The following is a 23463-nucleotide window of genomic DNA, read 5'->3' as shown; positions in this document are numbered from 1 at the left end:
CCTTGGTTTAGACGAACATGTGCATCAAGGTGAGCGCTTCTTCCGACGGAGCTGCAGTCTCGGTTTGAGGAGCAAGTTCTGGCTCAAGCCGCTCTGGGGAAGGGGTGCAGACAGCCTGTAGCGCTTGCCAGTAGGGGGCAAGCAAACCCTGCTGATCCGCCGGCAGGGATCCCTGCACCACCGCCTGCAACTGCCGGAGCGCTTCCGGCAAACCCAGGTATCGTTCCATCGCCCCACACCTCCATTGCCGCAGGGGCAGGGGATCCCCCAACAACAAGCTCAGGCCCAGGGAGCGCAAGCAAAAGGCCAGTTGCCGGGCCAAGAGGCGCTGAGTGGGGGTGAGAGAGGATCCTGCCTCACCGCTGTACCCGTGCTGCTGTAGAACCTTCTCGATCCACGCCACCTCCTGCTGTTGCAAAACCTGGTAGAGATCCAGCCGCTCTGGAAAGGAGAGAGCGTAGCGGAGGAGATCCTGTAGATCGTCGGGCGTCAGGTAATCCCCTTCTCGATCGGCAATGCGCTCTGGCCAAGGGTGAAGGTCATTCATGGGTGAGGTCTCCTTAAAAAACCCGATTCAAAACCAGTCAAAAGATCGAGCGGCTCGAGGAAGCAAAACCCAAGTTGGGGCAAAGCGGGGCTAGAGCAAGGCTCCACCAAACAAAGCGGCAAAATCCTCAAGCGTAAAGGGATCCTCCGGCGGTGGCTCAGGGCGCGGGCGGACGCCCGACCAATTGCAGCCGGCGAAAAACTGCCCTACCGACTGGGCCAAGAACAGGGGGGAGTCCGACAGCGATTCTGGAGCGAAGGGAGCTTTGGCCAAGGGCCGGTTATCCCAGTTCAACCCCTGTAAAAACACCGCCAGCGGCTGGGTTAAGTCCAGATCGGTGTCTAGCATGGGCGTTTCTCCAAAGTGGCGGGGAAGGACTGCAAAAGCCACAGGCAGACCTCACAGTTGGTGCAAACGCTGCTCGATCTCGCGGGCGCTGGCCCCTTCGCTCATCCAGAAATTGGCAGCATCGATGCGCTCTTGCCCGCCCAGCAAAAACTTGCAGTAGGTCTCCCCCATGGCGTAGCACTGGATCTCGATGCAAGCCAGCTCGCGGGAAGTCATAGCAGAGAAAAATCCGGCAAATAGCCCGGCATAGAGGTGACAAACTGGCTTGCCCACATCGCCCAGGGTGCGGGCCACCAGCGAGTCAAACAGGTTGATGAATAGGAACCCTTTTTGTTTGGACTCGGTTTCCACCTCCCACTTGCCCCAGCCTTGCGCCGTAAAAGGCCACCACCAGGTCTCCAGCAAAAACAGAAGGTTGGACTGCTTGACCCCAATCCCGTACTCCCGCTCATACCACTGGGAAAAATGCTGGGCATCGCGCATGCCCCAGTCTCTGCCGATGGTGTACATCACCGCCGCAGAGGCATCGCCCACTTCCTGCTCTAGGCCCGCCTGCAGGCCGACAATGAAGTCTTCGCTAAGCAGCAGGTTTTGGGTGTTATTCCAGTCGATAATCGTGCCTTGCTCTCGGTTAAAGCGGAAGAAATCGCGGTAGCTGTAGTGGGCGTGCTTTTCGTGGCCCACCGGCATGGTGACGGCGGGACGGGGATCCGGTCGAGTGGTAACGCTGGCCATGGCTTTCTCCTCAACAAAACTGAGCCGTGATCCACTGCAGCAGGAACCCAAGCAGAGTGTTGGGATCCCTTAGGCCTCGCGGGTCTGGGCAAGGGTGCTGCCGATGATGCGGAAGTCTTCGTTTTCCAGTTGCTTGATCGTGGAACGGGTGATGATCTTGCCCTGCTCCACCAAAACGCGCCCTGTTCGGGGGTGCAGCAAGTCTTGTTCGGCCCGCCGACCGATGAGCACCTCGACATCCTTCAGCGAGTTCACGTACATCCCCGGCGGCAGCTCCACCACCACCCCATCGGCCACCACCCGTGCCTGACAGGCCAAGCGGGAATTGCTGCGGGCGCTGGTGATCGTCTCCAGGGTTTTGGCCTCGCGGGGGGTGATGGGGGTGAGGCTCTCCATCCCCTCCTTGACGTAGACATGACAGGTGGCGCAGAGGCCGCGGCCGTTACATTCCTTGGAGACATGGAGCTCCTCCGACAAAATGGCCGACAGCAGATTGCTGTAGGTATCCACCTCCGAGACACGGGATAGAGGATCTAGCCGGATTTGTTTCACCATAGGTGGGATCCCCAACTTCAAGGCAGACAAAAACTCTGCCGGCAGATACGCCCTGCCGCAAAAGCAATACAAGCGAAAAATCAGTTCCTACTCGTATTCTGGATCTTGACCAGGCTGGGGGAATCAAAACGTCACAATCTTTAACTACGGGTAAGTACGAAAAGTTTCTCCATGTAGAAAGCTGGAAAGTAGAATCACGTAAACTCGAAAAAACTGGGGGCCTTCTTGTAAACATTTATCGCAAGCTTCCCCAGTTCAACTTATCGACAAGATAAATCTTGAGTAGGGCTTTTGCTCAGTTGGTCTCCGGGTTGGCATTGACAATTTTTGGATCTGGTTAATGCCGACTGTAAAAGTGTATCGAGCAACTCCATCTTCATCGTTTCTTTAAGTTGACCTCTTGCCCAATCGGTTTTTGTCGGTCGCGTTGCTTGGGAGCTATCGCTATGGAACTGCGCCAGCGGGATCCGCAAACGTTGCAAAACCTGTTGCGGGCCGCCTACCAACAGCTTTTGGAACGCCAGCCCTACCAGCACGAGAAGGCAGGAGAGCTGGAAAAAATCGAGCAGGACTTTCTGGGGGGTCGGATTGGGATCAAGCGCTTGGTTCGCCAAATTGGGGGATCCCGGCTCTACCGGCAGCTCTTTTTCAGTGCCGGCTGCAACACCCGCTGCGTGGAGGAGGGTTTTAAGCACTTTTTGGGACGGGCCCCCGCCAGCAAGGAGGAGGTGGCGGCCTATCACAACATTCTGGTGCGCCAGGGCTTTCAGGCCATGGTCAATGCCTTTATCGACTCGGAGGAGTACCGCCACAGCTTTGGCAACGACCAACTGCCCCACCGGCGGCAGCGGCTGAGCGGCCATCTGCCCCGGGCCTACCTGCTGACAGAGCAGATGCCCCGGCGCCATGAGCTGGCGATGCAGGGATCCCCGCGGCTGCAGAGCTTGGCGGTGATGGAGGGAGGTGGGATCCCTTAGGCGCTCGGGCTGGGGAGGAACTCAAGGGTGTAGGCCTGGCGGACATTCAGGCCAGCTTCGACAATTCCCAGGGCCACCATTTCCTGAAAATAGGTCTGCCAGCGCTGGTGGGTCATGGCGCCGATCCCTAGGGTGGCCGCGTCGCCGGCAGTGAGGAGGCCGTAGTCTTTTAGGGCTTGGTGGGCATAGGCCAGAAGGGCCTCGCTCATGTTGGGGTTGTCCTGGCGGATGAGGCGGTTGCCGGGACGGGGATCCTCCAGGTAGCTCTGCCAGCCCTGGATAGAGGCGGCCACAAATTTTCGCACCTCCTCCGGGTGCTGTTCGGCAAAGGGGCGGGTAGTCTCCAGCGTGGTGGCATAGGGGGAATAGCCGTAGTCGGCCAGCAGGAAGACAACCGGATCAAAGCCGCCCTCCTGGCGCACGCGGAAGGGCTCGGAGGTGACATAGCCCTGCTGGGCAGAGTGTTTGTCCAGCAGGAAGGGGGTGAGGCTGAGGTTGTAGGGGCGCTTTTGCGCGTCGGTAAAGCCAAACTTGGCCCGCAAGAAAGGCCAGTAGGTAAGGTTGGCTCCCGGAGAGACCCAGATGGGCTTGCCCCGCAAGTCCTCCAGGCGCTCGATGCCCACGCCCGGATGGGCCAAAAGACACTGGGGATCCTTCTGGAAAAAGGCGGCCACGGTGAGCACGGGGATCCCTGACTGCAGAGCCGCTAGGGCGTCGGAGCTGCCGCCGAGGACAAAGTCCGCCGCTCCTCCGGCCAGCAGTTGCAGCACGTTAACCGCCGTTCCCCCCATGCGGATTTCCACCTGCAGGCCGTAGTCGGCGTAGATGCCCAGGGCCAGGGCCTGGTAAAAGCCGCCGTGTTCTGCCTGGGCGTACCAGTTGGTGACTAAGCGCAGGGGCCGGGATCTGGAGCGGCGGGATCCCGCTGCCGCTGCCACTAGAGCAGCTCCACTGGCCAGAAAGCGCCGTCGGGGCCAGAGCTCTGCAGTCACACGAGCCATGGGCAGGGATCCTCAGACTGCAACGCTTTCAGTATCTCGCAAGCAGGCGGTTTTTGCCTCAGCTTGGAGGAAGAGTTGCCAAGCAGGCGGGATCCCGCTTTTGCGGCAGGATCAACAGGTAGAGGGCAAGAGAAGGGGTGCAGCAGCATGGGCAAAGTGTATCTGGTGGGGGCGGGGCTGGGCGGGCGGGCCGGCCTGACGCAAGGGGCGCTGGAGATCCTGCGGCGGGCTGAGGCCGTTTGGGTGGACGAGCTGGTGGACGCGCGCTTGTTGGCGGAGTTGCCCCCCCAGGCACAGGTGTGGCGACGTTCCGAAGCAGCAAGTTTGCAGGAGGGCATCCGCTGGCTCATCCAGCGCTGCCGAGAGGGCAAGCAGGTGGTTCACCTCAAGGCGGGGGATCCCTTGATCTTTGGCCGTGCCCGCGAGGAGGTGCAGGCCCTGCGGGAGGCGGGCTGCCCGTTTGAGATTTGGCCAGGCTTGTCGTCGGCCCTGGCCGGCCCTTTGTGGGCAGGGATCCCTCTGACTGATAAGCACTTGAGCCGTGCCTTTGCCGTGCTGACCGCCCACGAGCTGGAGGCCCTGCCCTGGGGCGCTTTGGCCCAGTTGGATACGTTGGTGATCTTGATGGGATCCCGGCAGCGGCAGCAGATTGCGGCCCAGTTGAGGCAAGCTGGGATCCCGCCGGAGCGTGCCGCCGCCGTGATCTGGGGGGCAGGGCAGGCGGAGCAGCAGGTTTGGGTGGGCACCCTGGCAGAGCTGAAAGAGGGGGAAGGGTTGGAGCCGGAAAAGCTGCCTGGCCTACTGGTGGTGGGCGAGGGGGTGCGGCTGCGGCAGGAGTTTTTGCCGGGGATCCCACCGTTACCGCCACCGGCTCCTTTGGCAGGCAAAACGGTGCTGGTCACCCGGGCTGAGGGGCAGTCGCCAGCTTTGCGCGAGCTGCTGCAGACTCAGGGGGCGCGGGTGCTGGAAATGCCCGCCCTGGTCATCCAGCCGCCTACAAGCTGGGATCCCTTGGATACAGCCATTGCCGACCTGGAAAAGTTCGATTGGCTGCTCCTGACTTCGGCCAACGGCGTGCAGGCTTTTTTCGAGCGGTTGCAGCAGCAGGGGCGAGATAGCCGGGCTCTTTACTCTCTGAAAGTGGCAGTGGTGGGATCCAAAACGGCGGCGGTACTGGCCCAGTACGGCATCCGCCCAGATTTGCTGCCCTCTGAGTTTGTGGCCGAAGCCCTGCTGCCTATTTGGCCGGAGCCAGTGCAGGGGCAGCGCATCCTCTTTCCCCGCGTCGAATCCGGAGGACGGGAGGAGCTGGTGCAGGGGCTGCGGCAACGCGGAGCCGAGGTGGTGGAGGTGGCGGCCTACCAGTCGGCCTGTCCGGCAGCGGCGGATCCCCAGGTGGTGGCTGCCCTCAAGGAGCGCCAGGTGGATATCCTCACCTTTGCCAGCTCCAAAACCGTGCAGCATTTTGCCCATCTCCTCCACCAGGCCGGCCTGGGCCCTGAAGTCTGGGATCCGCCGGTGCAGATTGCGGCCATCGGCCCCAAAACGGCGGCAACCTGCAGGCAGATCTTGGGGCGGGTAGATGTGGTGGCCCAGGAGTACACCCTGGAAGGGCTGGTGGGATCCCTCCTGCAGACTGTCCCCTAGCGGGATAATGGGAGGTCAGTTGGAACGCTAGACACCATGTGGCAGACGGCCAAGCTCTACGAAGACATCCTCTACGAGAAGACCGACGGCATTGCCAAGATCACCATCAACCGCCCCCACAAGCGCAACGCCTTCCGCCCCAAGACGGTTGCCGAGATGATTGATGCCTTTCTGGATGCGCGGGAGGATCCCAATATTGGAGTCGTGCTCCTGACAGGCGCCGGGCCGCATACGGATGGAAAATATGCCTTCTGTGCTGGGGGCGACCAGAGCGTGCGCGGAGAGGCCGGCTACCTAGACGAGGCAGGCGTTCCCCGCCTCAATGTCCTGGATCTGCAGCGCATCATCCGCTCCCTCCCCAAAGTGGTGATTGCGCTGGTGGCCGGCTACGCCATTGGCGGGGGCCATGTTTTGCATCTCATCTGCGATCTAACCATTGCCGCCGACAACGCCATCTTTGGCCAAACCGGGCCGCGGGTGGGCAGCTTTGACGGCGGCTTTGGGGCCAGCTACTTGGCGCGGGTGGTGGGGCAAAAAAAGGCGCGCGAAATCTGGTTCCTCTGCCGCCAGTACACAGCCGCGCAGGCGCTGGAGATGGGCCTGGTCAATGCGGTGGTGCCCGTGGAGGAACTGGAGGCAGAAGGGATCCGCTGGGCGCGGGAGATCCTCCAGCACAGTCCCCTGGCCATCCGCTGCCTCAAGGCCGCCTTCAACGCCGATTGCGACGGCCAGATGGGGCTGCAGGAGCTAGCCGGGGACGCGACGCTGCTGTACTACATGACCGAGGAAGCTGCCGAAGGCAAACGCGCCTTCTTGGAGAAGCGCCCTCCTAACTTTCGCCAGTTTCCCTGGCGGCCCTAGGGAGCGGCTCCCTGTCCAGGTCGGGATCCCTTAGGCTGGACTTAGTTCCTGGTCTAAGCCGATGGCTGCACCCACGCCGACGCTGCTCTTGGTCGATGGTCACTCCTTGGCCTACCGCGCTTTTTACGCCTTTGCCCACAGCCGCGAGGGGGGCCTGCGCACCTCCACCGGGATCCCGACGAGCGTTAGCTTTGGCTTTTTGAAATCGCTGCTGGAGGTTCTGGAGAAGTACCCCCCCACCCATGTAGCTGTTGCCTTTGATACCCGGCAGCCCACCTTTCGCCACGAGGCTGATGAAACCTACAAAGCAGGCCGCCCGGAAACGCCGCCGGAGTTTCTTGAAGATGTGGAGAACCTCCAGCAGGTGTTGGCGGCGCTGCGCATTCCCATTTTGGCAGTGCCCGGCTTTGAGGCCGACGATATTCTGGGGACTCTCTGTAGGCTTGTTCCCCAAAAGTATCGAGTGCAGATCTTAAGCGGTGACCAGGACCTGTTTCAATTGATTGACCGCGAGGGAAGAATTAGGGTTTTGCACCTCAACAGCAAGGATCGCGTCAGCGAATTTGGCCCCCAAGAGGTCAAAGAGAAATTGGGCATCTGGCCTTGGCAAGTGGTCGACTACAAAGCCCTCTGTGGTGACCCCTCCGACAACATTCCCGGCGTCAAGGGGATTGGCCCCAAGCGAGCGGCAGAGCTCTTGCAGCGCTATGGCAGCTTGGAGGAGATTTTCAACCATTTGGAGGAGATCCCTGGCAAAGTCCAGCAGTACCTTAGGGAAGGGATCACGGCGGCCCGGCACTCCCAATTTCTGGCTCGGATTCACTGCGACGTCCCCCTTGTGCCTGACTGGGAGGGCATGAGGTTGACCGGCTTTGACCCAGAGGAAGTGCTGCCGCTGCTGGAGAAACTAGAGTTTCGCAGTTTCATTGCTCAAGTGCGGAAACTCCAGGCTACCTTGGGCGGGATCCCCCCTCAGGCAACTGCAGCCAGGACAGGTTCCCTAGAAGCTGAAGGGGATGGCTCTGCCTACGACGAGGCCCTTTGGTTTGATTTTGCCGCTGCTCCCGCCCCTTCTCTGCCGGCAGTGCGCATTGTGGATACCCCAGAGCAATTGGAGCTGTTGCGGCAAGAGCTGTTGGCCTGTTCGGGGATCGTAGCCTGGGATACGGAAACCACGAGTTTGGATCCCCGCGACGCCCAACTGGTGGGAATTGGCTGCTGTTGGTCAGAGGGGGATGTTGCCTATTTGCCCATTGGTCACCGCCAGGGATCCAACCTGGACTGGAACCTAGTTAAGCAGAGCCTAAAGCCCATTTGGGAGGATCCCAATCGGCCCAAAAGCCTGCAAAATTGCAAGTATGATCTCAGTATTTTTCGCGCCCATGGCATCCGCCTACAAGGGATCCAATTTGATCCCATGCTGGCCAGCTACGTTCTCAACCCAGAGGCCAGCCACAACTTGGCCGACTTGGCAGCTAGCTATTTAAATTTGCCCACCACCAGCTACGAAAAGTTGCTGGGCAAAGCAAAGTCCATTGCCGATCTGCCCATTGCCAAAGTGGCAGAATATTGCGGCACCGATGCCTATTGCGCCTATCGCTTGGTGCCTATCCTCACCGAGAAGCTGCAACAGACTGACCCACGCCTCTGGAATCTTTTTATCCAGGTGGAGTTGCCCTTGGCTCATGTTTTGGAAGAAATGGAGTGGGTCGGCATCCGTATCGACACTGAGTTTCTCCAGCAGTTTTCTCAGGAGCTGGAAAAAGAGCTACAAAGCCTGGAGCAAAAGGCCTATGCCCAAGTGGGGGAGGTCTTTAACCTCAACTCTCCCAAACAACTGGCATCCCTACTCTTTGAAAAGCTCAAGCTAGATGTCCGAAAAACTCGCAAGACAGCCACCGGATACTCCACCGACGCTTCTGTTTTAGAGAAGCTGGAAGGGGATCACCCAGTTATTGAAACTATTCTCCAGTACCGCACCCTGGCCAAGCTCAAATCCACCTATGTGGATGCACTGCCAGCTCTGGTAAGACGCGATACAGGCAGGGTGCACACCAACTTTAACCAGACCGTTACTGCCACTGGCCGGCTCAGCTCCTCCAACCCCAATTTGCAAAATATCCCCATCCGCAGCGAGTTTAGCCGCCGCATTCGCCAGGCCTTCATTCCCCAGGAGGGATGGCTGTTGGCCTCGGCTGACTACTCACAAATTGAGCTGCGCATCCTGGCCCACCTCAGCCAAGAGCCAACCCTCCTTGAGTGCTTTCGCTCCGGGGAAGATGTGCATACCCTAACCGCTCGCTTGCTCTTTGAAAAGCAAGAGGTAACCAGTGAGGAACGCCGCCTTGCCAAGACGATTAACTATGGCGTGATCTATGGCATGGGAGCCCAGCGTTTTGCCCGCACGGCAGGAGTATCGCTGGCAGAAGCTAAGCAGTTCTTGCAGCGATTTAATGAGCGCTATGCTGGCGTTTTTTCCTATCTCCGCGCCACCGAAGCCTTTGTGGAAGAACACGGCTATGTGGAAACCATCCTGGGTCGCCGCCGCTATTTCCCCAATTTGTCTCAGCTATCGGGCCACCGCAAACAAGCCGAGCTGCGGGCTGCTGTGAATGCCCCCATTCAGGGATCCGCTTCAGACATTATCAAAGTAGCTATGGTGCGCCTGCAGGAAAAGCTCCAGAACTTTCGTTCGCGTTTACTGTTGCAGGTTCACGACGAGCTGGTATTTGAAGTAGAGCCCTCAGAATGGCAGGACTTACAGCCCCTCATTCAAAGAGAAATGGAAGGGGCGGTGCCCCTCTCCATACCGCTGGTGGTGGATATTCAAATTGGCCACAACTGGAAGGAGGCCAACTAAGAATGTTAAGCTATGTGAAAGCGTTCGTTATCTCCCTATGGCTGTTGAGATCTACACCTGGCGTTTTTGCCCTTTTTGCATTCGCGCCAAGCAACTGCTAGACCGCAAGGGAGTCAAGTACATCGAATACGCCATTGATGGGGATGAGGCGGCGCGAGCGGAGATGGCTAAGCGGGCCAACGGGCGCCGTTCGGTGCCCCAGATTTTCATCAACAACCAGCACATCGGCGGCTGCGACGACCTCTATGCCCTTGAGGCCCAGGGCAAGTTGGACCTGCTCCTGCAGCAAGCTCACTAGACCCGTCTCTTGCCGGCCTCGGCTGGCTAGCCGGTGCCGGGGTCTTCTCCTTTTTTGCTGCCAGGCCCAGATTAGCTACTGGCTTGCCGGAGGCGAGCACGGGCCTGTTTCAGCATGGCAATCAGGGTGTGGTGGGCATCTTCAGAATCTTTGAGAGGGTGATCAAAGGGAATGCGCAGGGTTCGTAGGGCCCCGTCTACCTCTACCTGCAGGTCCATCCCTTCTGAGTCAATGGCCTGCATGCGAGCCTGCGTCACCCCTTCCACTTGGCCGAAGACTTTGGCATAGAGCGCCAGGGCATCGGCGTGGTCTTCGTTCATGTGCTTGCAGATGCGCTCGCTAACCTGAGGGGTGAGAGGGTCGGCCATAGAGTTGCAAAAGGGATGTCCAGATTTTAGTCTAGCGGACTCTTGGCTCCAGCGGCAGTTAAAGGCAGGCCAGCTCCCCCGCGCCCAGCCACTTGTTTCTCCTAGAGCCAGTAGGATTGGTTGATACCCGGGCAGCGCCCAGATGGGGGTGGACATGCAGCTTTACGAGCGCGACTTCTATGCCTGGACCCAGGAGCAGGCGACGCTGCTACGAGCGGGCCGGCTGGAGCAGCTAGATACTGGGCATTTGGCGGAGGAAATCGAGGCCTTGGGCAGGCAAGAGCGCCGCGAATTGGTCAATCGCTTGGGGATCCTGCTGGGGCACCTCCTCAAATGGCAGTTCCAGCCCCAGCTTCGCGGCAAAAGTTGGCAAGCCACGATCATCGAACAGCGGCAGGATATCCAGGAGCTCATTGCGGAGAGCCCTAGCCTCAAAGCTTACCTAACTGAAGCGATGGAAAAGGCCTATCGAAAAGGACTGCTCCTGGTGGTGAGAGAAACGCCTCTTTCTCTGCAGGATCTGCCTGACCGGTGCCCCTACACTTTTGAGCAGGCGATGGATCCCAACTTTTACCCTGAAGAATAACTGCCAGATTGCGCCAGGAGTGAGTATGCAGCTTTACGAGCGCGACTTTTATGCCTGGACTCAGGAGCAGGCAGCGCTGCTGCGGGCAGGACAGTTGCAGCAGTTGGATACTGTCCATCTAGCAGAGGAAATCGAGGCTTTGGGCAGGCAAGAGCGCCGCGAATTGGTCAATCGCTTGGGGATCCTGCTGGGGCACCTCCTCAAATGGCAGTTCCAGCCCCAGCTTCGCGGCAAAAGTTGGCGGGCAACTATTAGCGAACAACGTCGCCAAATCCAGCGATTGCTCAAAGAGAGTCCCAGCCTCAAGCCTGAGCTTTTGGTAGCTCTGCCAGAGGCTTACCAAGACGGGATCCTGTTGGTGGTGAAAGAAACGCCGCTCTCGGAAGAGGAGCTGCCCTTTGAGTGTCCCTACACCCTTGAGCAGGTGCTAGATCTCGGCTTTTATCCGGGATCGGGATCGCTCAAGGGGCTTGGCTCGCCCTTGGAAATGCCGCCTCTTGCAACCTGAGAGCGAAAGCTGGGGCTCCAGCTCAACCTGGCCTCCAAAGGCTGCAACCAAAGCCTTGCTAGAGATGGCTCAGGCGTGATTTGAACACGCGACCCAGGGCTTATGAGTCCCCCGCTCTACCGCTGAGCTACTGAGCCGAGAAGACACTCAACTAGGATAGCATCTTTATGGCTGGAAAGTCTGCCCTGAAAGAGGATCCCCACAGGCATAACTTCCTCCACAGCTTGGGGTAACTTGTTCCAGCAAGCCACCTAGAACCGTGCTGTAATGAAGACGCCCTCTCCTCGGCCTCTCAAGGGATCCCTCTTCTGGTTGGCCCTATTGCTGCAGGTAAGCCTGGTTGCGCTGCTGCCGACACGGAAGGCACTTACCCTTGCCACGGGAACCCTCATCTACTTGCAAATTGCTCCTCGGGATCCCTACGACCCCTTGCGGGGCCGCTACGTAACCTTGAGCTATGCCGTTGCCCAACTTTCCACTCTGAAGAAACTGCCCGGCTGGTCCCCTGAGCTCCGTAAGCCAGGGATCCTCTACCTGCGCTTGGCCCCTCCTGCCGGGGATCCTGCTCAACCTTGGCAGGCCGTTGGCATCAGTCGCGACCGACCCAGGGATCTGCGGCCTGGGGAAGTTGTCCTGCAGGGTTGGTTCGATGGGTGGCAGCTCAGGTTTGGGATCGAAGAGTTTTTCCTTCCAGAAGCGCTGGGAGAGGTTCTGGAAGAAGCAATCCGCCACCGCCCAGAAACCCTGCGGGCAGAGGTGAAGGTGGATCCCTGGGGCAAAGCAGCTCTGGTGGGTCTTTGGGCGGGGGAACGGCGGTACTAAAGGCCGGCCTTGTTCTGCAGTGGGGGGAGGATCCCTTTTAGCCCTCTTTCTTTTTCCGCGAGCGACTTGAGCTTGTTTTCTTGACGCTGGCGGATGTCGTGGTTTTTTTAGACGATTTCTTCTTACTAGGAGGTGGTGCTGTAGGAGCTAGGAAAAATACCTCCTTCAGAGCATCCAACTTTTTGCCTCGCGTAATTCTGCATCCTAGCTTGGTTATGGGAGTTAGATCCTGCCACCAGCTCCTATCCGCCTCCGCAATTCGCGCGGCTGCAGTGGTTACATCAACTCCCTTAAGCGGAGTGCCGGGCTGCTCAGCCAGGTATCTCAGCGCAGCCAAGATAGTTTCCCTAGAAGCCTCAGTCAGATTGACCTTCGGAACCCTTTCTCTGGCGAGAACTTGGGCCTGCTCCACCTGCTCCGGAGCTGGGTCAACAATGATACACCAGAGCCTCTCCAGCCCTGCTTCTTGAGCAACTGCATAGACAAAATGGTTGCCAACGGCCTTGTACTGGTAGTCGCCAGCTTCAACCACTAGCAGCGGCACCCAGTTGCGCCCTCCTGTTGCCCTTAACTGAGCGGCTGCTGCAGTAACCAGGAAAGAGGGAGCAGAAAACCCCTCGGCAGGCATGATGCTCTCAAGGGGTAAGTTAACCAGCTTGCCGAGATCGGAGAACTCACTCATCGATAAAGTACTCGCCGGCGAGACTTTGGTAGTATTCTAAAATCCTTTTGTCCCTAAAAACAGCAGGAATTCGAGCGAAAGTGGCAGAAGATATCAGTGCATAGTCGGGTATAATGCATTTGTCTTCATTGCCCTTTTTAAGGAGCAGTCGGAAATACGGGGTTAAGTCCATATCTTTCTCTTGCTTAATAAGCTTTTGTATTTCTTCGTTTGCCAGTTTGATAGCGTTTTGATTTTTCGAGGAGACGCCATTAAAAAAGATAGGCAAAGCGATGGGGCCTCCGTCATGTCGTGATTTAACAGTTTCTGGAATGAATTTGGTAATTACTCTAACAGCATTATTTAAAGAAGACAGATCGTCAGGTCGGGTAGGTATCAAAATAACGTCGGCAGCAAAAAGCCCACTTTGGCTGAAGTAAAGCCACTGAGTTGGGCAGTCGATTAGGATGTAGTCATACTCACGACGAAGGGGGGCAAGCAGATCCCGAAGGCGCCTGGTTCCTTTCTGGATATAGGCTGCAGCGTCACTGTTGGTCAGTGTCTCCAGCTCAGGGTCTCTTGGGATGAGGTTGAAGACGGGAACTATTCCCTTAGGTGTCTTGAGCCTATATGTCTGAACAATCGTGTGGACGTCTATCCTGGGATCCTTTAAACACTGCGTTAGTGTAACTTTTCCAGGAGTAGCTCCCAAGCTTCTTGTCAAATCTCCTTGGGAATCAAAGTCAACAGCTAAGACTTTTTTCCCTTTATATGCTAATGCTCCTGCAAGGTTAATAACCGTTGTTGTTTTGCCCACACCGCCTTTATTGTTGTACACACATATGGTCAAAGCACGCTCGTAGTTTTCTATCTTGTTTCGTAAATCATGCACGATGTTCTCAATGTTATCCAGGTTGATAGCAAGGTTTGCTGTAACAGGGTGAACAACCTTCCCGTGCCTCCTCCAGAGCTGGATGTAATTTGCATTGGTGATTATTCCCCACTTTGCTGATTTGCTATGCTCTCCAAGCAAGTACCTTTTTATTTGATCTACTGCATCTCTATAGGCAGCGAATCCCTCACTAAGATTGACTGTCCTGGACTTAACTTCCAAGAGAAGGTATGGGTTTTTCCTAGAGTTGAAGAAGATGTCTGTATGTTGTGTGTTTTTTCTAGCCGCAAAGTCTACTTCTCCGCACCCTGTTTCAAACTCAGGCCTAATCTCCAGGTCTCCAAAGCCTAGCTCATGGAGCAAGGGGATAGCGAAATGTTGGACAATGACTTGCTCCTTGCCCTCGGTGGGGGATATCCTCTCAAGCTTCTCTCGGAGGGGGATAGCACTGGTCATAGACTGAAGGGATCCCAATGTGCCCCTCAGTCTAGCAGTTGCTTTGCCCTCTCCGCGAGTGCCTGGGCCGTTAGGCCGTTGTAGTCCATGAGTTCGGCAGGGGTGGCGGTGGTTTCGCCGCGTTTCCAGGCAAAAATATCGCGCGGGCCGGTGTAGCGCAACAACAGGGGCTCCAACATCAGGCTGGATCCGCCAGTCACGCCGATAAGGGCTTCGCCGGCAAACCAGGCGGCAAACTCCTGGTCAGACATGAACTCCCCATCGGGTTGGGCACAGGTGGACCAGGCTATATCGCTAGGGCGGTAGAGACGGCGAGGGTTGACTACCGAAACAATTTTGCTGCCGATCCCCTGGGCCTTGAGCTGGTCAGCCGCCGCAAAGACTGGCAGGAGGATCATATCCCCCACCACAGCAAAGACCACAGTGCGGGATCCAGGCAGTTCCTGGAGCACGGTGCAGCCCTGCTCCACGGCTTGGCGCGCTTGTTCCAGGGTGGTGCGGATGGGCAGGGGGGTTTTGCTGGCAAAGATCGGGATCCCTTTGTTGAAGGTCGATAGGGCCCACTCGTAGGCGACTTGGGCACAGTTGGCGTCGGGGGGAAAGAGGGGGAAGATGTTGCCGTTGCGCATCATGGCCGCTAGATAGGCCTCGATTTCCGGACGTTGGTGGGTCCAGCCGTTGCGTCCCTGTTCCAATGCTCCAGCCGTGAAGAGGGCAATAGCGGAAGGGGTGGGGCGGCGCAGCTCCGCCATCGCCTGGGTTACCGTCTGCCAGATGGGCAGTCCGTTGACGGCAAAGGATTCATAGGAGCACCAGAGAGAGCGCCCGCCGAAGAGCGCCAGGCCCCCCGTCAGGCCAGCGCAGGCATCTTCGCTAAGGGGTTCGTAAACCTGGCCCTGGGGCTGTTGGTTGTAGAGGGGATCCACCGTGGGGTGGATGACTTTCAGGCCCTGGTTGACATTGGCAAGGCCGGAGGCCTCGTTGCCGTCCGCGTTGGCCACCAGAAAGTCAGGGTCTTTCTGCCCTACCTGCACCACTAGAGCGCCAATGGCCGTGGTGGAGACTTGCTTATCGCCCAGGGGAAACTCCGTCAAGTTGAGGGATCCCAGCGGCGGCAGAGGCCGGATAGACTCAGTGACCACCACCTTGGCTGCCGGCCCCCCAGCAGCCCGCTCGCAGTTTTGTCGCACCAGGGCCCAAGCTGCCGGATGCAGCGCCCGCGCTTGCAGAGCAGCCACAATGTCGGGGTTATCCAAGGTATGGTGGGCGTAGAGGTTGTGGGATTTGGATCCCTTGGCGTGCACGCCCGCCCCTTTCAGTTGCTTGAGGATGAAAACCGTCAGGTGGCCGCTTAGAGCTGCCTGAATGGCCCGCTCCATTTCGGTCAGTACCCTCTGGGCAAAGGCCAAGCGGGCTTCCAGGGAAAAGAGAGTGCTGTCCACATAGGGGCCAGGCTGCTGGGCATCGTCGAATTCCTTAGCATCCACCAGCACCACTTCCTCGAAGCCGTTGCCCCGCCAGTACTCAACCATCTGGGCGTTGGTGAGGGTGGAGATCATGCTGTGGTGCTCTTGGCTGTAGCCATTCCAGACCAGCACCGGCAGGAAGTTGGTGCGCTGCGGGAAGGCGGTGTGAAAGTGGATCATGGAGCTCATCACGTAGGGCTCCCCCAGCCCCCCATCGCCGATGGTGACAGGAAAGAGGCGATCCGGGTAAAGCAAAGCAGCGGCCATGGCAAAGTGCTGCCCCTGCCCAAGGGGCCCTGCCGGCGCCAGCAAGCCAGGGATGTAGCCAGAGAGGTGCCCCAGCAGCCCTTCCCGTTCCCGAAAGCGAGCCTGCAAGTCAGAGACGGTGTGGATGCCCATCTCGGCCAGGGATCCATCCAAGAACATGGCGGCATAGAAGCCGGGGGCGTGGTGGCCCACTTCGGTGGGGATATTCTTCTGGCCCAAGTACACCAAAGCGGCGTAGGCCTCCGCCTGGCTGGCAAAGCCCCCTGGGTGGCCCGAGGCTTTGCTGGCCGTCATCTGCAGGGTGAGGTAGCGCAGCGCATCGGCATAGAGCAAAGTTTGGTAGGCAGCCATGGGACTGCCGGGATCCCGCAGCTTGCCTGTGGCAGCATCGACTGCAGGTTCCTGGCCTAGGCGATCAAATTCCGGCCAGGGATCCCCAAAGTATTGGATCCCTTGGCAAAAGGCAGGGATTTGGGCAATTGCCTCCTGAGCCAGCGTCATTGGCCAAGCCTCACTCTTTGTCGGGTTACTCCTCACTTTAAACCTGATAGGGCCTTTTGGATGTTGTAAACTACCCGCACTCATGCTGACGTATAAAGTACGGGCTCTTGGTAGCCCTGCAGTTGACAAGCCAACCACGGACCTCTGGGCTGGTTTGCGGCAGCCCCCAAGAGCGCAATCACAAACGACTCCGTCCCGCTGACGCCAGTGGAGATGCAGTGGTCCACCCACGCTTGAAAGCGCCTCTCCCTGCCAGACAGCCGTTGCAACGGTTGCCGGCACCTGCGCCGTGAACTGCATGTGCCCTGACTGGCTTTGTGTTGAAGAGGAGCCCTCAACCGGGAGTAGTGGTCTCTTACAGGACGCTATGGTATTGAGTTCATTGAGGTAGACGAGGTGTACACTTCCCAGGCAAGTTTCTTGGATAGGGATGAGCTACCTAACTACGGTGAAAGACCCGACCGGTGGCAAGCATCTGGGAAGTGGATAAAGCGGGGACTGTGCCAAACAGCCAAAGGGTGGTTAGTGAACGCTGATGCTAACGCTGCGGCTAACCTACTGAGAAAAGTAAGCAGAACTTTGGGGCTTTGCCTCGAGGGACTGTCTAAGGGCGGTTTGACAACACCTTTACAAGTCCGTTTGTGGGCTACTTAGGAATCTCCCGACTTCAGTCGAGGGAGGGTCAACTAGCTGTGCTCGGTGGCGGATTAGGAGCGGCAAAGCTGCTCCCTTCTGGAAAAGGGGAGTGTTCTGCGTGCATCTGAACGCAAAACTATCTGACTGCAAAACTTAGCCCCTTGCTGTGGGCATTGACCCTGGCAGCAAGCAGGAAGGGTGGACGGTTAAATCTGTAGCTCACATGTGCCTCGACATCCAAGTGGACACTGTGACTTGGATGAAGCTATGGATCCCTGAGGCAGCAGGTTTCATCAGAAGCGATTTGTAGGTAAGGGATGCCTCCTTGAGCCAAGGGCGGCCGGCCCGTTGCTGCTCAATCTAGCTATCGCTTGCTGAGTTTGAGGGCTGATCTGGAGCAGAAAGCACCTTTTATGCTGAATGAGCATTTTAAGATGACATAACTGCATAATAGGTAACAAACGGTAGCACACATTACCAAAGATCTGGAGGCGAAACCCCTATATTGGCCTGCGTGAAGGGCTTGAGCATGGCCGCGCCCTTGCCCGCTTGGCTGTTGGGATCCCTGCGGCACCCAAGCTTTGCAACCCAAGCAACAAAGTCCTCGACTTTCTCCACCGTCACTTTGCCCAGGAGGAGTAAACCAGCTTCAGATGAGAATCAGCAATGGATAACGTGCGTAGCCTCTGTCCCTACTGCGGGGTTGGTTGTGGCCTGGAAATTCTGGCTGGCGGCACAAGAATTCGTGGGGATCGGTCTCATCCCTCCAGTCAAGGCATGGTTTGTGTTAAGGGTGCCACCCTTCTCGAAACCCTTGATCACAACCGTGCCACCGTGCCTCTTTATCGCTCCAGCCTCCGCGATGATTTTCAGCCGATTAGCTGGGATCAAGCGCTGGATTTGATCGTGGAGCGCATTCGCCAGAGTCGCCCCGAGCGAATTGCGATCTATGGTTCAGGGCAGTTGCATACTGAAGATTATTACGTTGCTCAAAAGCTACTCAAGGGCTGCCTGGGCAGTAATAACTTTGACAGCAACTCGCGCCTTTGCATGTCCTCTGCCGTGGAGGGCTACTGCCAAAGCTTGGGTTCAGATGGCCCTCCCTGTAGCTACTCTGACCTCGATAGCTGTGAGCTTGCCTTTTTGATCGGCACTAACACCGCTGAGTGCCACCCAATTTTGTTCAATCGCCTACGCAAGCGCCACAAGAGCGACCCGAGTTTGAAGGTGGTGGTTGTGGATCCCCGCCGTACCGAGACGGCTGAGGGTGCAGATCTATATCTTGGGATTGCTCCAGGCAGCGACATTGATTTGCTCAATGGTATTGCCCATCTACTCATTCAGTGGGGGGCCATCAACCACGACTTCATTGCCCAACACACCGAAGGCTTTGAGACCTATGCAGCTCTGGTGGCCGAGTACACTCCTGCGCGTGTGGCTAGTCGCTGCGGCATAGAAATTGAGGATGTAATTGCCGTCGCTCGACTCTGGCAGCACTCCCGGAAAACCCTTTCCATGTGGTCAATGGGGCTTAACCAGTCCAGCGAAGGTACTGCCAAGGTTACAAGTCTTATCAATCTCCATTTGCTCACTGGCCAAATAGGCTTTGCGGGGGCAGGGCCGTTCTCGCTGACGGGGCAGCCTAACGCCATGGGCGGCCGAGAGGCGGGTGGCTTGGCCCACCTCTTGCCCGGCTATCGCAAGGTTACGAACCCGGAAGATCGCGCTGCTGTGGAGCAGTATTGGCAGCTTGGCCCAATCAATCCTGAGCCTGGCCTCGATGCTCTCGGGATGATTCGCGCTCTGGAGGCTGACGCCCTGGATGTTTTCTGGATTGCCGCCACCAACCCGCTGGTGAGCTTGCCCGACCTGCACCGGGTAGCAGCAGCGCTCTCGCGATCGCCTTTCACGATTGTCCAAGATGCCTACTTTCCTACCGAAACCACTGCCTACGCGCATCTGGTGCTGCCTGCTGCTCAGTGGGGTGAAAAAACGGGCACCATGACCAACTCCGAGCGCCGCGTTACCCTCTGTCCGGCGTGGCGCCATCCCCCCGGTGAAGCACGGGCTGATTGGGAAATTTGGGCGGAAGTAGGCCGCCGTCTGGGCTTTGCCAAGGCGTTTAGCTTTGCCGATAGCGCAGCAGTTTTTGCCGAATATGTCGGTCTTACTGCTGGGCGTCCCTGTGATCTTTCTGGCCTCAGTCATGAGCTCCTGCACCAAGGCCCCCAACAGTGGCCTTATCCCCGTACTGGACCAATCGAGACCCGCAACCTCTATACCAATCACCACTTTCCAACGCCTACAGGTCGCGCTCGTTTCATCGCCAGTCATTCACACGGCCTTGCCGAACCACCGGATCCCGACTATCCCTATGTCCTCACTACAGGACGCCTCTATGGCCATTGGCACACCCAAACCCGTACTGGCCATGTAGCCAAAATTCGAGCAATGCACCCCCAGCCTTTTCTCGAGATTCACCCCCGTGATGCTGACAGGTTAGGGCTCACCGAGGGCGACTGGGTAAGGGTTGAATCACGGCGAGGCAAGGCTACCCTTCCGGTTAAAATAACCCGGGCGATCAGCCCCGGCACGGTATTTATGCCGATGCATTGGGGACCATTGTGGGGTGAAGATGCCGCCTGCAATGCCCTCACTCACTCGGTTGCCTGCCCTAGCTCGAAGCAACCTGAACTTAAAGCCTGTGCCGTCAGACTTCGTCGCATCGAACCCCTGTCAATCTAAGCCCACTTTATGTCTTGGGTAACGCGATGATCTTTCAGTTCGAGCAAGACTTTGCCGATAGCCTCCGCTGCATCCCTATGGTTGTGCGCTTGAAGCTGGATCAGTGTGGCATCAAACTCAAACTACATCAGTGGCTGCGTTTTAGTCGTCAGCAGCGCCAAAGCTTGATTGACCGACCAACTGATACTGCTGCCGACCGTGCTGCCTACCGCGAGTACCTGATTCACCTTATTGAAAATGTCTGCCAAGAACAAGCTAGTGAGCTGCCTGTTGATCCAAAACCGGCTTGGGAAGATGCCACCGCAATCCCTGCCAGCGTCCTTGAGCAAGCAGCAGCCAGGGGGGTTGTGCTGACCCTTGAGCTGTGGCAAAAGCTAACGCCCTTGCAGCGCTTTGCCCTCATTAAGCTTAGTTGCTCCAAGCACGAAAACCGTAACTTTGTACCTGCCTTTCAGGAATTCTCCTCACCCTGGAGCCAAGATAAGCGCTGCTAGGGTAGGTGCAGCTCATACTCGGACACTCCATTCGTTGGCCTTACTTTCAGCGCTTATGATCAGCGTCCAAGAAGCTGAAGCCGTTATCAAAGCCCAGTGGCTGCCACCTAGAACCGAGTCGATCCCAATCGCGAAGTGCGCAGGCCGGGTTCTTGCTGAGCCGATCTATGCCGATCGTGACTACCCGCCGATTAACCGCGTCATGGTGGACGGCATTGCCATTAACTACGCTGCCTATGCCGCTGGGCAGCGCCGCTTTAGGGTTGCGGGCATGGCTGCCGCTGGGGTAAGCGCTGCCACGCTGGCCGACCCGCAGCAGTGCTTCGAAGTGATGACCGGCTGTCCCCTGCCGCTGGGTAGCGATCTTGTCGTCCCCTACGAGCAGATTCGTATCGAGCAGGGAGTCGCTACCATCACCTATGAAGTTGAGCGCAGCAGAGGTGATTTTATTCATCGACAAGGCAGCGACTGCATCGCAGGGGCACTCGTTCTCCACCCCGGCATTACCCTCAAGAGCGTTCATATCGGCATTCTAGCCTCCTTCGGCTACAGCCATGTCCAAGTCGAAGCAGCTCCCCGCATCAAACTTGTAGCCACAGGTGATGAATTGGTCTCCATCGAGCAAACTCCCACACCCTATCAACTGCGATGCTCCAACGCTTACGCCCTCAGAGCTGCTCTCCTCGCCTACGGTTACACCGAGGTCGAGATTGACCACATCCCCGATGAGCCGGCTAGCATTATCGCCCACTACCAAACTAACACCCAAAGCTATGACCTCTTGATTTACACCGGCGGTATCTCGAAGGGAAAACGCGACTACTTACCTCGAATTTGGCAACATTGTGGCGTTACTGCCTATATTCACGGTGTCGCCCAAAAACCGGGCAAGCCGATGTGGTTTGGCATTGATCATCAAGCTAACACCATTGTCTGGGGGCTACCAGGCAATCCTGTCTCAGCTCTTGTGTGTCTGCATCGCTATCTGCTGAACCGCACCGTTTATTCCGGCTATCTGGGTGAGACCATTACCTTTGAGCCTAATCTCACTTTTTTTGTACCTGCCAAGCTTGGTAGCAACCAAGCCCTCACACTAATCATGCCTCAGAGCTCTGGCGACTTTGTTGCTCTGGCAACCAGCGATGGCTTTGTAGAGCTCCCCCAAGATCAAGTGGTCTTTAAGGCTGGCGAAGTCTTTTTATTCTATCCCTGGTACTAGGATGCAACTAGTTGATCAATGGAACCGCCGCATTCGCAAGCTGAGGGTCTCCCTGACCGATCAATGCAACCTGCGCTGTCGCTACTGTATGCCCCTGTATCCTGAGTTCATGGACAAAAGCAGCTATCTAAGTCCGCAGCAATACAAAGACATTATCGGTGAGCTGCTGGACTATGGCATCGAGGAAGTTCGTATCACAGGTGGCGAACCCCTGGTTCGGCGCGAGTTTGCCGAAATCATGCAGGGGCTTGCTGAGCTGAAAATTCCCTCCCTCAGCCTCACGACTAATGGACTGCTGTTGCACCTCTACTGGGATGTCCTTAAAGCTGCCAATGTTCATAATCTGAACATCAGTCTCGACAGCCTTCAGCCTGCTACTGAAGCCTGGATCACACACCGAGACTGCCTTGCCGATATTCTTCGTAATATCCGGGAGGGTATTTCTCAGGGGTTTAGCATCAAGCTCAACACAGTTCTGATGCGCGGCGTCAACGATCATGAGCTGTTTGATTTTGTTGAATTTGCTCGCGAGACAGGTGTGACAGTTCGCTTTTTGGAGCTGATGCGGATTGGCTATGCCAACCATATTTATGATGAGCGCTACATTTCAGCACAAGAGTGTATTGCTCGCCTAAAGGAACGCTATACCCTAACCCAGCTGCCGACGGTACCCGATTCTACAGCATTCTACTTCACAGTCGATGGGGCTGCCAAAATCGGATTTATTGCCTCCGAGTCGCAACCTTTCTGCAGCACCTGCTCGCGCTGGCGCTTGACCGCCGATGGACGTCTTTTTGCTTGCCTATTTACCGAAAACGGCTTGCCAATCCGTGATGTGACACCAGAACAACGCCGACAGATTTATCAACAGCTTTTAGGGATGAAGCCAATGCGCAGGATCGAGCAGGTTTTACATCCGATGTACAGTTTAGGGGGCTAGATCTATGGGTGAGGCTGATCGTGTATGGGCGCATCTTGATGCTCAGGGCCAACCGCAGATGGTGGATGTCAGTAACAAATCTGCATCTTTGCGAGTAGCGACAGCTCAAGCAATAGTTCAATTGCCGCCTGCTTTGAGTACATATATTGTTGGTCAAGATATTTACCTTGAGAAAGGAGTGGTGTTTCAGACAGCAGTTATCGCGGGTACTATGGCTGTTAAAAAGACTGAGCAACTGATCCCCTTTTGTCACCAGATTCCCGTCGAGAGCTGCACCTTTGATATCAAAATTGATGATCGTTTGCTTGTAACTATTCACTGCACTGTCAAAACTAGCGCCAAAACAGGCGTTGAAATGGAGGCCCTCTGTGGTGCTTCGGTAGCGGCGCTGACGATCTACGACATGTGCAAGTCGGTGTCACCCCACATCTGTATTCGAGACACCCGCCTAGTGACCAAGTCCGGCGGCAAAAACGCCCTCCTGGAGCGTCCTCTCTACGGTCTGGTACTCACAGGGGGTCAGAGCAAGCGCATGGGCCGGGATAAGGCTCTGCTGAACCACACTGGCAAACCCTATGCTGCCTATCTCTATGAATTGCTACAACCCTACTGCCAGCGAGTTTATCTATCAGCGCGTGCCGGTCAGTGGTTGGGTACGCCACTGGAGTTGCTGCCCACGCTGCCGGATCAAGTAGAAAGCGTTGGCCCAATCAGTGGTCTGCTGACTGCCCTGAACACCCATCCCGAAGCTAACTGGTTAGTTGTTGCTTGCGATCTCCTCAATCTGCAAGCAAAGACAATCCAAAAGCTAATGGAGCACTATCAAGCTGAAACGGTGGTGACCTGTTATGCTAACCCCAAACTTGGCTTTCCAGAGGCTCTCTGTGCAATCTATACTCCTCAGGCTGCAGCAGTGCTGAGGGCTGCCTATGCAGCCGGGGTATACTGCCCTGTTAAAGTCCTTGGCAGCCAACCCTGTACCCTAGTCACTCCTGACTGTGAGGCCGAACTGATGAACGTCAATACCCCAGAGGAGTATGCTGCCTTTGAACGTCTTTTAAGCCCAAGGTAAT

At 57.0% G+C, this 23463-nt stretch carries 22 protein-coding genes, 1 tRNA gene and 1 pseudogene; 13 read left to right on the top strand and 11 right to left on the bottom strand.

All coding sequences use genetic code 11. The features are described from left to right. Positions 1 to 7: 7 nt before the first annotated feature. From NW822_RS08040 to NW822_RS08025, 4 genes are all read right to left on the bottom strand, one after another. Positions 8 to 547 (bottom strand): hypothetical protein, encoded by a 540-nt coding sequence (locus tag NW822_RS08040; protein WP_414404087.1) that lies wholly within the window; start codon positions 545 to 547, stop codon positions 8 to 10. Between the two features lie 90 nt (positions 548 to 637). Then, positions 638 to 895: a hypothetical protein gene (locus NW822_RS08035; RefSeq protein ID WP_414404086.1), complete on the bottom strand. Its 258-nt coding sequence runs from the start codon at positions 893 to 895 to the stop codon at positions 638 to 640. Positions 896 to 946: 51 nt separating this feature from the next. Beyond that, positions 947 to 1630, bottom strand: coding sequence for a V4R domain-containing protein (locus tag NW822_RS08030; RefSeq protein WP_414378478.1), 684 nt, complete (start codon positions 1628 to 1630; stop codon positions 947 to 949). 69 nt (positions 1631 to 1699) lie between these two features. Next, complete coding sequence (locus NW822_RS08025; RefSeq protein WP_414404085.1) at positions 1700 to 2185, bottom strand: 2Fe-2S iron-sulfur cluster-binding protein; 486 nt, start codon at positions 2183 to 2185, stop codon at positions 1700 to 1702. 446 nt (positions 2186 to 2631) lie between these two features. Between NW822_RS08025 and NW822_RS08020 the strand changes: the two genes are divergently transcribed. Further along, a complete protein-coding gene (locus NW822_RS08020; protein WP_414404084.1) occupies positions 2632 to 3162 on the top strand; it encodes a phycobilisome rod-core linker polypeptide in 531 nt (176 codons plus the stop codon). Here the strand turns inward: NW822_RS08020 and NW822_RS08015 are convergent. Beyond that, the gene (locus NW822_RS08015) at positions 3159 to 4163 is read right to left on the bottom strand and encodes an ABC transporter substrate-binding protein (RefSeq protein WP_414404083.1); all 1005 of its coding nucleotides are present in this window, start codon (positions 4161 to 4163) and stop codon (positions 3159 to 3161) included. The genes NW822_RS08020 and NW822_RS08015 overlap by 4 nt on opposite strands. 147 nt (positions 4164 to 4310) lie before the next feature. Here NW822_RS08015 and NW822_RS08010 point away from each other — a divergent pair, with 147 nt between their 5' ends. From NW822_RS08010 to grxC, 4 genes are all read left to right on the top strand, one after another. Further along, positions 4311 to 5810 carry a uroporphyrinogen-III C-methyltransferase gene (locus tag NW822_RS08010; RefSeq protein ID WP_414404082.1) on the top strand — a complete coding sequence of 500 codons (1500 nt, stop codon included), beginning with the start codon at positions 4311 to 4313 and terminating at the stop codon, positions 5808 to 5810. Between the two features lie 36 nt (positions 5811 to 5846). After that, complete coding sequence (gene menB, locus NW822_RS08005; RefSeq protein WP_414359983.1) at positions 5847 to 6671, top strand: 1,4-dihydroxy-2-naphthoyl-CoA synthase; 825 nt, start codon at positions 5847 to 5849, stop codon at positions 6669 to 6671. Positions 6672 to 6732: 61 nt separating this feature from the next. Further along, on the top strand, positions 6733 to 9531 hold the full coding sequence (gene polA / locus NW822_RS08000) for a DNA polymerase I (protein WP_414404081.1): 2799 nt from the start codon (positions 6733 to 6735) through the stop codon (positions 9529 to 9531). A gap of 37 nt (positions 9532 to 9568) precedes the next feature. After that, the gene (gene grxC, locus NW822_RS07995; protein ID WP_414359978.1) at positions 9569 to 9829 is read left to right on the top strand and encodes a glutaredoxin 3; all 261 of its coding nucleotides are present in this window, start codon (positions 9569 to 9571) and stop codon (positions 9827 to 9829) included. Between the two features lie 71 nt (positions 9830 to 9900). On the opposite strand, the gene NW822_RS07990 is transcribed toward grxC, so the two are convergent. Further along, positions 9901 to 10197 (bottom strand): DUF2470 domain-containing protein, encoded by a 297-nt coding sequence (locus NW822_RS07990; RefSeq protein WP_414359976.1) that lies wholly within the window; start codon positions 10195 to 10197, stop codon positions 9901 to 9903. Positions 10198 to 10339: 142 nt separating this feature from the next. Here NW822_RS07990 and NW822_RS07985 point away from each other — a divergent pair, with 142 nt between their 5' ends. Together NW822_RS07985 and NW822_RS07980 are read left to right on the top strand one after the other, a co-directional pair. Then, on the top strand, positions 10340 to 10783 hold the full coding sequence (locus tag NW822_RS07985) for a DUF29 domain-containing protein (RefSeq protein ID WP_414404080.1): 444 nt from the start codon (positions 10340 to 10342) through the stop codon (positions 10781 to 10783). Positions 10784 to 10808: 25 nt separating this feature from the next. Then, the gene (locus tag NW822_RS07980; RefSeq protein WP_414404079.1) at positions 10809 to 11291 is read left to right on the top strand and encodes a DUF29 domain-containing protein; all 483 of its coding nucleotides are present in this window, start codon (positions 10809 to 10811) and stop codon (positions 11289 to 11291) included. Between the two features lie 65 nt (positions 11292 to 11356). Here NW822_RS07980 and NW822_RS07975 read toward each other — a convergent pair. Beyond that, positions 11357 to 11428, bottom strand: a tRNA-Met gene (locus NW822_RS07975). A gap of 130 nt (positions 11429 to 11558) precedes the next feature. Between NW822_RS07975 and NW822_RS07970 the strand changes: the two genes are divergently transcribed. Then, a complete protein-coding gene (locus NW822_RS07970) occupies positions 11559 to 12113 on the top strand; it encodes a GDYXXLXY domain-containing protein (RefSeq protein WP_414404078.1) in 555 nt (184 codons plus the stop codon). 37 nt (positions 12114 to 12150) lie between these two features. On the opposite strand, the gene NW822_RS07965 is transcribed toward NW822_RS07970, so the two are convergent. The 4 genes and pseudogenes from NW822_RS07965 to NW822_RS07950 form a co-directional block, all read right to left on the bottom strand. After that, on the bottom strand, positions 12151 to 12795 hold the full coding sequence (locus NW822_RS07965) for a Rho termination factor (protein WP_414372602.1): 645 nt from the start codon (positions 12793 to 12795) through the stop codon (positions 12151 to 12153). Beyond that, entirely contained in the window at positions 12788 to 14122 is a 1335-nt protein-coding gene (locus tag NW822_RS07960; RefSeq protein ID WP_414404077.1) for an AAA family ATPase, read from the bottom strand. Before NW822_RS07960 ends, NW822_RS07965 begins: the two co-directional genes overlap by 8 nt. Positions 14123 to 14148: 26 nt before the next feature. Continuing rightward, entirely contained in the window at positions 14149 to 16356 is a 2208-nt protein-coding gene (locus tag NW822_RS07955; RefSeq protein WP_414359968.1) for a phosphoketolase, read from the bottom strand. 80 nt (positions 16357 to 16436) lie between these two features. After that, positions 16437 to 16715 (bottom strand): annotated as a pseudogene (locus tag NW822_RS07950) (hypothetical protein); the annotation flags it as partial. A 943-nt stretch (positions 16716 to 17658) separates the two neighbouring features. On the opposite strand from NW822_RS07950, the gene NW822_RS07945 reads away from it, so the two are divergent. From NW822_RS07945 to moaC, 5 genes are read left to right on the top strand one after another with little or no spacing between them, the layout of a single operon-like run. Continuing rightward, positions 17659 to 19737 (top strand): molybdopterin oxidoreductase family protein, encoded by a 2079-nt coding sequence (locus NW822_RS07945; RefSeq protein WP_414359966.1) that lies wholly within the window; start codon positions 17659 to 17661, stop codon positions 19735 to 19737. A 26-nt stretch (positions 19738 to 19763) separates the two neighbouring features. After that, on the top strand, positions 19764 to 20231 hold the full coding sequence (locus NW822_RS07940; protein ID WP_414335726.1) for a nitrate reductase associated protein: 468 nt from the start codon (positions 19764 to 19766) through the stop codon (positions 20229 to 20231). Between the two features lie 55 nt (positions 20232 to 20286). Next, positions 20287 to 21450 (top strand): molybdopterin molybdotransferase MoeA, encoded by a 1164-nt coding sequence (locus NW822_RS07935; RefSeq protein WP_414404076.1) that lies wholly within the window; start codon positions 20287 to 20289, stop codon positions 21448 to 21450. 1 nt (position 21451) lies between these two features. Beyond that, positions 21452 to 22390: a GTP 3',8-cyclase MoaA gene (gene moaA, locus NW822_RS07930; protein WP_414404075.1), complete on the top strand. Its 939-nt coding sequence runs from the start codon at positions 21452 to 21454 to the stop codon at positions 22388 to 22390. Positions 22391 to 22394: 4 nt separating this feature from the next. Continuing rightward, positions 22395 to 23462, top strand: coding sequence for a cyclic pyranopterin monophosphate synthase MoaC (moaC, locus tag NW822_RS07925; protein ID WP_414404074.1), 1068 nt, complete (start codon positions 22395 to 22397; stop codon positions 23460 to 23462). The last annotated feature ends 1 nt before the right edge of the window (position 23463 follow it).

Source organism: Synechococcus sp. H70.2, from assembly GCF_047462275.1.
Lineage (GTDB): Bacteria > Cyanobacteriota > Cyanobacteriia > Thermostichales > Thermostichaceae > Thermostichus.
The sequence above is the reverse complement of the archived record's forward strand: the minus strand, read 5'-3'. Positions and strand labels throughout refer to the sequence as shown.